Source organism: Streptomyces lydicus (genome assembly GCF_004125265.1).
GTDB classification, from domain to species: Bacteria; Actinomycetota; Actinomycetes; order Streptomycetales; family Streptomycetaceae; genus Streptomyces; species Streptomyces lydicus_C.
This window is the reverse complement of the sequence record NZ_RDTE01000003.1, coordinates 819,303-833,516: the sequence shown is the minus strand read 5'-3', so window position 1 is coordinate 833,516 and position 14,214 is coordinate 819,303. Positions and strand designations below refer to the sequence as shown.

6 protein-coding genes are annotated in these 14,214 nt (G+C 75.1%); all 6 read left to right on the top strand.

Annotated features, from left to right (window positions below):
• Positions 1-18 precede the first annotated feature (18 nt).
• The 6 genes from D9V36_RS06430 to D9V36_RS41810 all read left to right on the top strand — a co-directional run bounded on the left by D9V36_RS06430 (position 19) and on the right by D9V36_RS41810 (position 14,214).
• Positions 19-1,188, top strand: coding sequence for a CaiB/BaiF CoA transferase family protein (locus D9V36_RS06430; RefSeq protein WP_129292916.1), 1,170 nt, complete (start codon positions 19-21; stop codon positions 1,186-1,188).
• Between the two features lie 63 nt (positions 1,189-1,251).
• Positions 1,252-1,392, top strand: a complete 141-nt coding sequence (locus tag D9V36_RS41815) for a hypothetical protein (RefSeq protein ID WP_241720733.1) — start codon at positions 1,252-1,254, stop codon at positions 1,390-1,392.
• 11 nt (positions 1,393-1,403) lie between these two features.
• The gene (locus D9V36_RS06420) at positions 1,404-2,141 is read left to right on the top strand and encodes an acetoacetate decarboxylase (RefSeq protein ID WP_129292915.1); all 738 of its coding nucleotides are present in this window, start codon (positions 1,404-1,406) and stop codon (positions 2,139-2,141) included.
• Positions 2,142-2,168: 27 nt separating this feature from the next.
• Positions 2,169-3,149 (top strand): 3-hydroxyacyl-CoA dehydrogenase NAD-binding domain-containing protein, encoded by a 981-nt coding sequence (locus D9V36_RS06415; protein WP_129292914.1) that lies wholly within the window; start codon positions 2,169-2,171, stop codon positions 3,147-3,149.
• A 552-nt stretch (positions 3,150-3,701) separates the two neighbouring features.
• On the top strand, positions 3,702-11,012 hold the full coding sequence (locus D9V36_RS06410) for a type I polyketide synthase (protein WP_206739804.1): 7,311 nt from the start codon (positions 3,702-3,704) through the stop codon (positions 11,010-11,012).
• On the top strand, positions 11,005-14,214 hold the full coding sequence (locus D9V36_RS41810) for a type I polyketide synthase (protein WP_129292912.1): 3,210 nt from the start codon (positions 11,005-11,007) through the stop codon (positions 14,212-14,214). Before D9V36_RS06410 ends, D9V36_RS41810 begins: the two co-directional genes overlap by 8 nt.

Here is a 14,214-nt window from a genome sequence, read left to right as displayed (position 1 = left end):
ACTTCCGCAGGAGCGACAATGGACGCCACGACCGAAAGCGCCAACGGCCCGCTGGACGGCGTACGGGTGATCGATCTGTCCACGGTGGTGATGGGCCCCTACGCCGCCCAGATCCTCGGGGACCTCGGCGCCGACGTCATCAAGATCGAGTCGCCGTCGGACACCGTACGGTCGGGCCGGTACCGGACCACGCCCGGGATGACACCGCTCAACCTGAACGTCAACCGCAACAAGCGCAGCGTCTCCCTGAACCTCAAGGACGAGGCCGACCGCGAGCGCGCCCTGGCGCTCATCAGCACGGCCGACGTGCTGATCACCAATATGCGCCCCGGCGCCCTGACCCGGCTCGGCCTGACCTACGCCGACCTCGCCGAGCGCCACCCCGGTCTGGTCTACGCCCACGCCCAGGGGTTCCGCAGTGACTCCGACCGGGCCGGTCACGCCGCGTACGACGAAACGGTGCAGGCGTCCTCCGGGCTGGTCGACGTGGCCCACCGCGCCCTGGGCCGGCCCGTCTACCTGCCGACCATCATCGGCGACAAGGTCGCCGCGCTCACCATCGTCCACTCGGTGCTCGCCGCGCTGGTGTACCGCGACCGCACGGGGCGCGGCCAGCACATCGAAGTCCCCATGACGGACACCCTCCTCGCCTTCAACCTCGTCGAGCACCTGTCCGGCCACGTCTACGAGCCGGCGGAGGGTTCCACCGGCTTCCCGCTGTCCATGAAGCGCGGCCACCGGGCCGTGTCCACGGCCGACGGGCTCGCCTGCATCGTGCCGTACTCCCCGCAGAACTACCGCGACTTCTTCGCCGCCGCCGGCCGCCCCGACCTCGCCGAGGACCCCCGGGTGGCGGGACCGGGCATCGAGGACGCCGATGTCGATCCGCTCATGGAACTGGTGGCCCGCTGCGCCGGCGGCCTGACCACCGAGGAGTGGGAGGAGATCTGCGCCAAGCACAGCATCCCCATGGCGCCCGTGCTGGAGCTGGACCGCGCGGCCGACGATCCCTACGTCCGGGACGGCCACCTCCTCGACCTGGTCGAGCACCCCAGTGAGGGCCCGATCCGTTCGATCGGCATCCCCGTGCGCTACTCCGCCACGCCGGGCTCGGTCCGGCGGCTCGCCCCGCTGCCCGGCCAGCACACCGACGAGGTCTTCGACGAGCTGGCCGTGAACCGCTGCTGACGGTGCGTCAGCCCAGATCCACCCTCTCCGCATCACATCCGACGACCACCGAAGGACCCGGGCATGCCCAGTACACCGGACACCACCCCTGCCTCCAACGCCGCCCAGCGCGACGAGCTGGCCTCGCTCGCCGCATCGGCCGACGTACGGGAAGGCATGACGGCCTTCGCCGAGCGCCGCGCCCCTATGTGGCAGGGAAGGTAGAAGGAGCACCCATGAAACAGAGCGACGTCCTCCGGCACCATGCCACCCCGCTGCTCAACCCGGCCTATCCGCCCGTCATTCCCCGCTTCACCCACCGCGAGTACCTCAACATCGTCTACCGCACCGACTACGACGCCCTGCGCGCCGTGGTTCCCGAGCCGCTGGAGATTGACGAGCCGCTGGTCCGCTTCGAGGTGATGCGGATGGGCGATGTCACCGGGTACGGGCCGTACGCCGAATCCGGCCAGGCGATCCCGGTCCGCCTCGGCGGCGAGCGGGGCGAGTACCTGCACGCCATGTACCTCGACAACTTCGCGGCCACGGCATCCGGGCGCGAGGCGAGCGCCTACCCCAAGACCATCGGATCGCCCGCCCTCTACGTGGACCACGGCGCGCTCGTCGGCGTCCTCGACTACGGCACGGTCCGGGTGGCGACCGCCACCATGGGCTACAAGCACCACGAGCTGGACCCCGGCGAGGCGGCCGCGCAGATCACCGTGCCCACCTTCATGCTCAAGCTGGTCCCGGGCTACGACGGGGCGCCACAGGTGGCCCAGTTGGTCCGCACCGAGATCAGCGACGTGACGGTCAAGGGAGCCTGGACCGGCCCCGCCCGGCTGCAACTGCAGGCGCATGCGTTGGCCCCGCTGGCCGATCTCCCGGTCCACGAGATCGTCTCGGCGAGCCACCTCCTCACCGACCTCACCCTGGCGCCGGTCGAGCCGGTGCACGACTACCTCGCGCGCTGAAGCCGCGTACCGAAGGAAGCATCTGCCATGAGCACCACCCACCCCGGCGCGGACACCGTTGCCGTGATCGGCGCCGGGACCATCGGACTCTCGTGGGCCGCCCTGTTCGCCGGGCACGGACTGCGGGTGCGGGTCACCGATCCGCGCCCCGACCTCGCCGAAGCCGTCGACGCGGCGCTGGCCGAGGCCGCCCCGCAACTGGCCCGGCAGGGCCTCGACACCGACGGCCTCGCCGGCCGTGTCCACCTGGCCGGCGAGGTCACCGAGGCCGTCCGGCACGCCGATGTGGTCCAGGAGAACGGCCCGGAGAACACCGCCTTCAAGCGGGAGCTCTTCACGCAACTGGTCCGAGAAGCCCCGCCGCACGCACTCCTGCTGAGCTCGTCCTCGGCCCTCCCCTCCACCGCGTTCACCGACGGGCTCGACGACGCCGGGCGCATCCTGATCGGCCATCCGTTCAACCCGCCGCACCTCGTGCCGCTGGTGGAGGTGGTGCCCGGCCGGCGCACCCGCGAGGACTCCGTCACCCGGGCGGTGGAGTTCTACCGCGCGGTCGGCCGGGTCCCGGTGGTGGAGCGCAAGGAGATCCCTGGCTTCGTCGGCAACCGCCTGCAGAACGCGCTCAGTCGCGAGGCGATCCACCTGGTGGAACAGGGCGTGGTCAGCCCGGCCGAGCTCGACGCGATCATGGTGAACTCGCTGGGGCTGCGCTGGTCGACGGTGGGCCCCTTCCTCGGCGCCCACCTGGGCGGCGGCCCCGGCGGCTACCGGCACATGGCCGAGCACATCGGCCCGTCGATGCAGCGGATGTGGGACTCCCTCGGCCGCCCCGAGCACGGCCCCGAACAGGCCGAGCGCCTCATCAGGGCCGTAGAGGACGCGTACGGCTCCCGCTCCTACCGCGACCTCAGCCAGGAACGCGACCGCAAACAGCTCGCGGTCCTCGACGCCCTGGAGAACGCCGCCGCCCCCGGGCAGAGCGAGGAGCACCAGGAGGCCCGGCCATGACGGCCGCCGACGCGGGAGCGCCTTCGCCTCCCGCCGGGTCCGCCCGCACGGCCTCACCCTCCGACGCCATCTCGGCGTGCCCCGCGCCCGCCAGGGAGATGCTCACCGCCCACATCGCGGGCGGCAGCAGGGAAGTGGCGCACGAGGCCGCACGGACTGCCCCCGCGGAGGCCGGCCGCCGTCTGCGTGGCGGGCCGTTGGTGCACTGTGCCGGCCCTGGTGTATTTCAGGCCAGGGGAGATCGCGAAAACCGGCCTTCGAGTGTGTGTTCGCCCAGGTGGCCGGGTGGTGGCCGAGGCGGCACGGCACCTTTGTGACCTTGGCGGAATCAACTACCGCCTGATGCACATGCGTTGACAGTGCATGGGGGTGGCTCCACCATGCAACGCGGCATCAGCGGATCAGGCCTGCCCCTCGGGTCTGACCGCCGGTTACCGCAGGTGGCAGTGGTAAGCGTGTCCGCCCCCAGCAGAAGGAGCGCCCGTGGCCCCCCGGCCCCCACTCTCCGGCACCCCTCTCCCCGGCACCCCCCACTCCGGCCGCGATCTGGTCATCGTGCTCTCGCCCTTCGAGGAGCCGGGTGAACGGATCGTCGTGGCAGCCGAACGCGCCGGCGCGCTCGGCCTGCTGGACCTCGGCAGGGACGCCGGTGCCGCGCGTGACGCGCTGGCGCGGCTCGGGCGATTACGCCATGGTGTGCGGGTGCCGGTGGGGTGTCCGCTCACGCCCGCCGAGCTGCCCGAGGGGACCGACACCGTGCTGCTCGCCGACCCGCGGGCGTACGGAGCGGGCGGGTGGGCGTACGGCGCCGGCCCGGACGGTGCGGCTACCGGTTCGGATGGTGCGGTCCCGGGCCCTGACGGTCCGGTCCCCGGTCCTGACGACTGGGCCGACGGCGGGCGGCGCCGCGTATGGGCCGAGATCACCAGCCCGGAGGAGGCCGTGGCGGCGTGTGCCGCCGGCGTCAGTGCGCTCGTCGCCCGGGGGCGGGAGTCGGGCGGCCGGGTCGGCGAACTCACGACCTTCGTCCTGCTCTCCCGTGTACTGGCCGACCCGGCCGTGACGGTTCCCGTGCTCGCCGCCGGGGGAATCGGGCCGCACACCGCCGCCGCGGCCGTCGCCGGCGGAGCGGCCGGGGTGCTGCTGGACTCCCAGCTCGCGCTCACCACCGAGGGAGCGGCCCGGCTGCCCCGCGCGGTCGCCGACGCCATCCGGGCCATGGACGGCAGCGAGACCACGCTCGTCGCGGGCCACCGGGTCCTCACCCGCCCGGACCTCGCCGCCCCCGCGGCGGCCACGGCCACCGGAGGGGACGACGCCGGGAGCGCCGGGCGGCAGACCGGCACCGCCCCTCGCATCGCCGCCCTCCTGGGCGCCCGCGACCTGCAGACCCAGCTGCTCCCCATCGGCCAGGACGGCGCGTTCGCCGCCCGGCTCGCCGCGCGGCACCGCACCACCGGCGGCGTCGTCCAGGCGGTACGGACCGCCCTCGCCGGGCACCTTGCCGCGGCGGCGCGCACCCGGCCGCTCGCGCCGCGCCCCGGGGCCCGTCATCTCCCCGTGGCCCAGGGGCCGATGACCCGGGTCAGCGATGTGTCCGCCTTCGCCGCCGTGGTCGCCGCCGAGGGCGGGCTGCCCTTTCTCGCTCTCGCCGTCATGGACGGGGAGCAGGTGCGCCGGCTGCTGGCCGAGACCGCCGGGCGGCTGGGCGAACGGCCCTGGGGCGTCGGCCTGCTGGGCTTCGCCCCGCCCGAGCTCCGGCGCGAACAGCTTGCCGCCGTGGCCGAGTTCGCCCCCGAGTACGCGCTCATCGCCGGCGGCCGGCCCGCCCAGGCCGCGCCGCTCGAAGCGGCCGGGACCCGGACCTACCTCCATGTCCCGGCCCCCGGCCTGCTGGAGCGCTACCTCGCCGAAGGCGCCCGGAGATTCGTCTTCGAGGGGCAGGAGTGCGGGGGGCACATCGGCCCCCGGGCCAGCTTCCCGCTGTGGGAGGAGCAGATCGAGCGGCTGACCGCCCACGCCCGGACGCACGGCGGGACGGCCGAGGACCTGGACCTGCTCTTCGCGGGCGGCATCCACGACGCCCGCACCGCCGCCATGGCGGCCGCCGCCGCGGCCCCGCTCACCGACATCGGCGCCCGCATCGGCGTCCTGATGGGCACCGCCTACCTCTTCACCCAGGAGGCCGTGGCCACCGGCGCCGTCCTGCCCGGCTTCCAGGACACCGCCCTGGCCTGTGACCGGACCGTCCTGCTGCGGACCGCACCGGGCCATGCCACACGCTGCGCCGAGACCGCGTACGCCGAGGAGTTCACGGCCGCCGAACGGCGCCTCGCCGCCCAGGGCACGGACCCGCGCGCCCGGTGGGAGGAGCTGGAGCGGCGCAACCTCGGACGGCTGCGCCTGGCGAGCAAGGGCCTGCGCCATACGGACGGCGGGCCGCCGGCGCCGGCCGGGGAGCGGGAACAGCGCCGTGAGGGCCTGTACATGCTGGGCCAGGCCGCCACCGCCCGCAGCGCCACCACCACCGTCGCCGCGCTGCACACCGCCGTGACCGAGGGAGCCACCGCGCAGCTCACGGCCCGGGCGGCGGAGTTCGGGGAGAGCGGCGGGCAACAGGACGGACACCGGAGGCAGGAGGCGGAGCCGCTGGACATCGCCATCGTCGGCATGGCGTGCTGCTATCCCGGCGCGGCCGACAGCGCCCGCTTCTGGTCCAACATCGTCTCCGGCGTCGACTCCGTCACCGAGGTGCCCGCCGAGCGCTGGGACACCGGTACGTACCACGACCCGGACCCCGCGCGGGCGGGCGAGCGCACCCCGTCGCGCTGGGGCGGCTTCCTGCCCGCCGTCCCCTTCGACGCCCTCGCCCACGGCATACCCCCGGCCTCCCTCGCCGCCATCGAGCCGGTGCAGCTGCTCGCCCTGGACGCGGCCGCCAAGGCCCTGGCGGACGCCGGATACGCCGAGCGCGACTTCGACCGCGCCCGCACCAGCGTCGTGTTCGGCGCCGAGGCGGGCGCCGAACTGGCCGGCGCCTACGGCCTGCGCGCACTCCACCCGGCCTACCTGGGCGACCTGCCGCCCGCACTCGACGCCGAACTGCCCCGCCTGACCGAGGACTCCTTCCCCGGCGTCCTCGCCAACGTCATCGCCGGACGCATCGCGAGCCGGCTCGACCTCGGCGGCGCCAACTGCACCGTGGACGCCGCCTGCGCCTCCTCGCTCGCCGCCCTCGACCTGGCCTGTCGCCAATTGCGGGACCACGACAGTGATATGGCGCTGTGCGGCGGCGCCGACCTGCACAACGGCATCAACGACTACCTGATGTTCGCCTCCGTACGTGCCCTGTCGCCCACCGGCCGCTGCCGCCCCTTCGACGCGGCGGCCGACGGCATCGCACTCGGCGAGGGCGTCGGCGCACTGGTCCTCAAGCGGCTCGCCGACGCCGAACGCGACGGCGACCGGATCTACGCGGTCGTCAAGGCCGTCGGCACCTCCAGCGACGGACGGTCCCTCGGGCTGACCGCGCCCCGGCCCGAGGGTCAGCGGCGGGCCCTCGAACGCGCCTACCGGCGCGCCGGGATCAGCCCCGCACAGGTCGGTCTCCTCGAAGCCCACGGCACCGGAACCGTCGTCGGCGACACCGCCGAACTCGGCGTCCTCACCGAGGTGTTCGAGGCCGCGGGCACGCCCCCGGGCAGCTGCACACTGGGCTCGGTCAAATCGCAGGTCGGACACACCAAATGTGCGGCCGGCCTGGCCGGGCTCATCAAGGCCGCCCGCGCCGTGCACACCGGCGTCCGGCCGCCGACCCTGCATCTGACCCGGCCGGCCGCGGACCCCGGACCGTTCCGCTTCGACACCGGGGCCGCCCGGCCGTGGCCGGTCCCCGTGGGGCGGCGCTTCGCCGGGGTGAGCGCCTTCGGCTTCGGCGGCACCAATTACCACGCCGTACTGGCCGGTTACGACGGTGCGCCCGAGCCCGACCACGCCCTGACGCACTGGCCCGCCGAACTCTTCTGCTTCCGGGGGGCCGACCGCCCCGCCGCCGTACGGGCCATGGAGCGTCTTGCCGCACGGCTGGCGGACAACGCCGCCGCCGGGCGGCCGTGGCCGCTGCGCGACCTGGCCGCCGAGACCGCTGCGGCACAGGGGCCGGTCCAGATCTGTGTAGTGGCCGACGACCTCGACGATCTCGCCGTCAAGCTGGAAGCCGCCCGCCGCTTCGATGCCGTCGAGGGCGTGTATCCGCGCCGCCGGGACGCCGACCCCGGGCTGGTCTCCTTCCTCTTTCCCGGCCAGGGCAGCCAACGTCCGGGAATGATGGGCGAGTTGTTCCTCGCCTTTCCCGCCCTGCGCGACCTTCTGGACGAGGCCGATCCGGAGTGGGTCGCGGCCATGTTCCCGCCCACCGCCTTCACCGCCGAGCGCCGGACCGCCCAGCAGGCCGCCCTCACCGACACCCGCGTCGCCCAGCCGGCGCTCGGTCTCGCCTCCGCCGCCGCGCACCGGCTGCTCACCACGCTCGGCGTGCGCCCCGACTGCACGGCGGGCCACTCCTACGGCGAGCTGACCGCACTGTGGGCCGCGGACGCCTACGACACCGCGACCCTGCTGCGCCTCAGCGCCCGCCGCGGCGAGGCCATCCTCGGCGCCGCCGGGGACGACCCCGGGGCGATGGCCGCCGTGGTGGCGACTCCGGAGCGCGTCAGGGAGCTGATCCACGCGGCCGGGGTCGTCGTCGCCAATCACAACGCGCCCGAGCAGAGCGTGATCTCCGGTCCCACGGACGCCGTGGAATCGGCGGTGGCGGCGCTGCGCACGGCCGGCCTGGACGCGCGTCGTCTGCCGGTGGCCTGCGCCTTCCACAGCCCGCAACTCGCCGCAGCGCGCGACGCGTTCGGCGCCGAGCTGTCCGCGTCGCAGGTGGGCGTGCCCGCCTTCCCGGTCTGGTCCGGCGCCACCGCGCGCCCGTACGGCCGGGAGGCGTCCGCGGTCCGCGCCACCCTGGCGGACCAGGTCGCCGCACCCGTGCGCTTCGTGGAGCAGATCGAGGACATGTACGCCGCCGGGGTGCGCACCTTCGTGGAGGCCGGGCCCGGCCGGGTGCTCACCGGTCTCGTCGGGCGCATCCTGGACGGCCGGCCGCACACGGCCGTGGCGCTGGACGTCCCGGGCGAGCCGGGACTGGCCCGGCTGCCGCACGTGCTGGCTCAGCTCGCGGCGGCCGGGGTCCCGATCGCCCCGGAGGCCCTGTTCCACGGGCGTACGGAGACGCTGCCGACGGTTGCGCCGCGCCGCCCGGGGTGGCTGGTCGACGGGCATCTGGTGCGCACGGCCGACGGCGACTGCCTGCCGGGCGGACTGCGCCCCGCGCGACGCGTGGAAACGGGACGGCGGGGCGGGGAGGGGGCGGCGTCCGGGGGCTCCGTCGCGTCCGGGGGCTCGACCGTGTACGGGGGCTCGATGGTGTCCGGGGGCTGGACCGGGTCTGCGGGCCCGACCGCGTCTGCGGGCTCCACGGCATCCGGGAGCGACACCGCCTCCGGGAGCGACACCGCCTCCGGTGACGGTGCCCGGCAGGATGCGGTGCTGGAGTATCTGCGGGCATCGCGCGAGCTGATTGCGGCCCAACGAGACGTCGTGCTGGGGTATTTGGGGACGGCGGGAGATGCGGGAGGCGCGGGGGAGGCTGCTGCGGCCGCACCGCCGAGGAGCGTGCCCGTGCGGGCTGCCGCGTCGTATGCCGAGGCCGTCGGGGCCGGCGCCGGGGAGGCGGCCTTCGCCGAAGCCGGGGCCGGCGCACCGCTCGGGGCCGCCGCCGACGCCGCCGAACAGGCGCCCGGCACCGCCGCCCGGCGTCTGAGCCCCGCGGAACTCCTCGATGCCGTACGGGAGATCATTCACACCCGGACCGGCTATCCGCACGACATGCTCGACGCGGGCCTCGATCTGGAGGCCGACCTCTCGGTGGACTCCATCAAGCGCGTGGAGATCATCGGTGCGCTGGCCGACCGGATCGGACTGCCGCAGGACGCCGACGGAGCCATGGAATCGGCGGTGGAGCAGCTTTCCCGGGTCAAGACCATCAGCGGCATCGTCGACTGGATCGCCGACGCCCACCACGAGGCCGCACCGGAGACGGCCCCTTCACCCGAGCCCGCGGCGGCCCTCGCGGGAGCCGGTCCCGCAGCGGCCCTCGCAGAGGCCGGCTCCGCAGCGACCCCTGCCCTGTCCGAGCCGGCCGACTCTTCATCCGGACCACCTCGGCTGTCCCAGCTGCCCGAGCCCATGACGCCCGCCATCGCGCACCCGCCCACCGCCCCGAAGCCGCCCGCCGGGGCCGGGGCAGGAGCCGAGGCCGTGCTCACGGGCGCCCCCGTGCCCCGACGCCCCACCCGTTACCTGGTCCAGGTAACACCCCTCGGCCCCCCGGCGAGCCGGCCGGCCGCCGAGGTGGTGGCGGGCTGCGACTTCATCGTGGTGGAGGACGGCCAGGGCGTGGCGCTCGCCCTCACCGCCCTGCTGGAGAGCCACGGCGCACGGGTCCGTACCGTGCCCGCCGAGCGGCTGGCCGAGGTCGCCGCCGACGGGGTGGGTGGACTGGTGGACCTCAGCGCCCTGCGGGCGGGCCGCGGCGCGGTGCTGCCCGGACAGTACGCGGGGCTGCGCACCGCCCTGACCGGCGGCGCCCGGTGGCTGCTCCTGGCCACCGCGGCCGGCGGCACCTTCGGCCAGGACGCCGCCGAGGACGCCCCCGACCCCCTCCCCGGCGCCGGACTGCGCGGCTTTGCCCGTACGGCCGCCCTCGAATACCCCGGCGTCCTGATCCGCGCCGTGGACATCGACCCGAAGGACCGCCCCGAACGCATCGCGGCCCACCTCCTCGCCGAACTCTGCGCACCCGGCGAACCGGTCGTCGTCGGCCGCACCAACGGCACCCGCACCACCTTGCGCACCGTCCCCACACCGCTGCCACACGACCGGCCGCCCGCCACCGGCCGGCCGGCGCTCGATGCGGGCTCCGTGGTGCTGCTGACCGGCGGCGCCCGCGGCATCACCGCCCGTACGGCCCACGCCCTGGCCCGCGTCCACGGCTGCCACCTCGAACTCCTCGGGCGCACCCCCCTGGACGAGACCCCCGAGGACCCGGCGCTCGCGCATGCCCACGACCGCATCGCGCTGCGCGCCGCCCTCCTCGCCCAAGGGCTGCGCAGACCCGCCCGGATCGAGGCGGCGGCCACCCGCATCCTGGCGCAGCGCGAGATCACCGGCACCCTCGCCGCCCTGGCGCCGCACGCCGCTTCCGTGCGCTACCACGCGGCCGATGTCACCGACGCCGCCGCCGTACGCGCCGTGGTGGACGACATCAGGGACCGGCACGGCCGCCTCGACGGGATCGTGCACGGCGCGGGCACCCTGGAGGACAAGCTGCTGCGGGACAAGGACCCGGCCTCCTTCGCCCGGGTCTTCGCCGCCAAGGTCGACGGCGCCCGCCACCTCCTGGAGGCCGCCGGCGACGACACCGGCTTCCTGGTCCTCTTCGGCAGCGTCGCCGGGGTCTTCGGCAACCGCGGCCAGGCCGATTACGCCGCCGCCAACGACGCCCTGGACACCCTCGCCAGGGCCTGGTCGGCCCGTACGGCCGGGCGGGTCCTCGCCGTCGACTGGGGGCCCTGGGCGGCCGACGGCGGCGGCATGGTCACCCCGGAGCTGGAGCGCGCCTACGCCCGCCGGGGCATCCCGCTCCTGGACCCCGCTGCCGCGGCCGACGCCCTGCTGGCCGAACTGGTCCACGGCACCTCGCCCCAGGTCGTCCTGGCGGCGCAGACCGGCCAGGAGGCGGCGGGCAATGAGTGACACCGGTGCCCGGCGGACCGGACCCCGCCCCACGGACGCCGCGATCGTCGGCATGGGGGCGCTCTTCCCCGGTGCCGGTGACCTCGCCGCGTACCGGCGCAACCTGCTGGCCGGCCGGGACTGCATCACACAGGTGCCGCCCGGCCGCTGGGACCCCGAGGTCTACTACGACCCGCAGGGCGCCGAGGGCCCCGCCCGCAGCGACCGCTTCTACTGCCGGCGGGGCGGCTTCCTGGACGAGCTCGCCACCTTCGACCCCACCCGCTTCGGCATCATGCCCGCCACCGTCCCGGGAGCCGAACCCGACCAACTCCTCGCGCTGCGCGTCATCGCCGACGCCATCGCCGACGCGGGCGGACAGGAGCGGCTGCCCGCCGACCGCTCCCGAATCGGGGTCATACTCGGCCGCGGCGGCTTCATGGGCGTGGCCACCGCCCGGCTCGACCAGCGGGTCCGAACCGCCCACCAGCTCGCCGCCACCCTGCGCCAACTCGCCCCGGAACTGGGGGAGTCGAAGATCTCCGCGGTGCGCGACGCCTTCCAGGAGAGCCTGGGCCCCGAACGGCCCGAGGCGTCCATCGGCCTGGTACCCAGCTTCACCGCCGCCCGGACCGCCAACCGGCTGGACTTCCGCGGGCCCGCCTACACCCTCGACGCGGCCTGCGCCTCCTCGCTGCTGGCCGTGGCCCAGGCCGTCGACCTGCTGGCCGCCGGACGCTGCGACAGCGTGATCGCCGGAGCCGTGCACCACTGCCATATCGCCACCCTGTGGAGCGTCTTCACCCAGCTGCGCGCCCTGAGCCCCACCCAGTGCATCCGTCCCTTCGACCGCCGGGCCGACGGCACGCTGCTGTCCGAAGGCACCGGCGTCGTCCTCCTCAAACGCCTGGCCGATGCCGAACGCGACGGGGACCGGGTCTACGCGGTCATCCGCGGGGCGGGGGTGGCGGGGGACGGACGCGCGTCGAGCTTGATGAACCCCCGGACGGAGGGGCAGACCAGGGCGCTGCAACAGGCCTGGGGCAGCGCCGGCCTCGATCCGGAACACCCCGCCGCACTCGGCCTGCTGGAGGCGCACGGCACCGGGACGCCGGTCGGGGACGCCGCCGAACTGGACACCCTGGCCCGGGTGTTCGGGCCTCCCGGCGCGGGCCGGGCGCCGATCGGTCTGGGCTCGGTGAAGTCGATGCTCGGCCACACCATGCAGGCCGCCGGGATCGCCGGACTGATCAAGGCCGCCCTCGCCGTGCACGACCGCACCCTGCCGCCGACCCTGCATCTGGACGAGCCGCACGAGGGCCTGGCACGGACCCGGATGCGTCCGGTCACCGAGGCCGAACCCTGGGACGCCGGACGGGCACCCCTACGGGCCGGGGTCAATGCGTTCGGCTTCGGCGGGATCAATGCCCACGTCATCCTGGAGGAAGCCCCGGGATGCCGGCCCGCCGCCGTACCGCCCGCGCCCCCCGGCTCCCGGCTGCGGACGGCGGAGCCGGAGCGCACCGTACTGCTCGCCGCGCACTCTCCCGCCGAGCTCGCGGAGAAATTACGGAGTGTGGGAGCGGGAGCGGGAGCGGGAGAGGACGCGGGGGAGAGGGTGGGGGGCGCGGGCACCGGCATTCCCGTAGGGGACGGCCCTTGCCGTCTCGCTCTGCTCGGCCCCACCCCGCAGCGCCGCGACCTGGCCGCCAAGATCCTCGCCCGGGGACTGCCCTGGCGGGGGCGCGGTGAGGTGTGGTTCACCCCGAGCCCCTTCTTCGGGCCGTACGCCCGGGAGACGGGAGCACGGCTCGCGTTCGTCTTTCCGGGGCTGGAAGCGGAGCCGCCGCCGCGCGTGGACGACCTCGCCGACCGGATGTGCCTGCCGCGCCCCGCGGTCTCCGGGGGCAGCGGTCTGGTCGAGCGGGCCGTCGACTCCCTCGCCGTTGGCCGGCTGCTCGCCCGCGCCCTGGACCGACTGGGTATCACCCCCGATCTGCTGACCGGCCACAGCCTCGGGGAGTGGACGGCCATGGTGGTCGCCGGAATGTACCCGCCGCAGGCCGTGGACACCTTCCTCGGCTCGCTGCGGCCCGGCTCCCTCGCGGTGCCCGACCTGGTCTACGCGGCCCTGGGCTGCGGAGCCGCACAGGCGGCCGCGGCGCTGGAAGGCCTGGAGCGGGTGGCGGTCAGCCATGACAACTGCCCGCACCAGTCGGTGATCTGCGGAGCCCCGGAACCGCTGGCCGAGGCCGTCCGCAGACTCGCCGCACAGGGCGTACGGGCTCAGGAGATGCCCTTCCGCTCCGGCTTCCACACGCCGATGTGGGCGCCCTACCTCGACCAGGTGGGCGCCGCCTTCGACGCCCTGCCGCTGCGGGACCCGCAGGTGCCCGTCTGGTCGGCGACGACCGTTGCGCCGTTCCCCGAAGACCCGTCGGAGGTGCGTGCGTTGGTGCTGCGGCACCTGCTGGAGCCGGTCCGCTTCCAGCACCTGACCAGGCGGCTGTACGAGACCGGCGTACGCGCCTTCGTCCAGGTCGGTGCCGGCAGCCTTACCGGCTTCATCGGCGACACCCTCCACGGGGAGGACCATCTCGCCGTGGCGGCGGCCGGCACCCGTGGCGGGGAAGAGGCACAACTGCTGCGGACCGCCGTCGCGTTGTGGGCCGAGGGGATCGCTCCGCGTTGGGAGCGGCTGGCGCCTTCGGTCGGCGGCGGCCTGGGGGCGGGGGGCGCCGTGGTGGTGGATCGTGCCCCGGGGGCGGAGGGCGCCCCGGCCATGGACCACGCCACGGCCCCGGACCGCGCTGGGGGACCCGAAGGAGTCACGGGCCCGGATCGTGCCGTGGGCGGCGGGAGCCGCGGCCCCGACGGGAGCCGGCACACCGGTCCGCCTCGATCTCGGTTCGCCGCTGGTCCTCTTGGGCGGGGCGGCGGCTCCGGGGGGACTGCTTTTCGCGTCCGCAGGAGAAGGCGGCAGCGGGGGAGTGCTGCCGCACCCCCGGCCGTCCGCCGCGGCCCCCGTACAGCAGGCCCTGGACGCCGTCCTCGCCGAAACCCGGACAGCCACCCGCATGGTCGCCGCCGCGTCCGCCGCGGCCACCCGGCTCGCCTCGGCCCCTGTCGACGACCGCAACACCGACCGGGCCCCGACCCCGCCCCCCGCCCCCCGCCGCACCACTCGTCACCTCTCCCTCGCCACCCTCCCCTACGTCCGTGA

Coding starts and splice junctions, on each gene's coding strand:
- D9V36_RS06430 (WP_129292916.1), top strand. CDS start 19: ATGGACGCCACGACCGAAAGCGCCAACGGCCCGCTGGACGGCGTACGG.
- D9V36_RS41815 (WP_241720733.1), top strand. CDS start 1,252: ATGCCCAGTACACCGGACACCACCCCTGCCTCCAACGCCGCCCAGCGC.
- D9V36_RS06420 (WP_129292915.1), top strand. CDS start 1,404: ATGAAACAGAGCGACGTCCTCCGGCACCATGCCACCCCGCTGCTCAAC.
- D9V36_RS06415 (WP_129292914.1), top strand. CDS start 2,169: ATGAGCACCACCCACCCCGGCGCGGACACCGTTGCCGTGATCGGCGCC.
- D9V36_RS41810 (WP_129292912.1), top strand. CDS start 11,005: ATGAGTGACACCGGTGCCCGGCGGACCGGACCCCGCCCCACGGACGCC.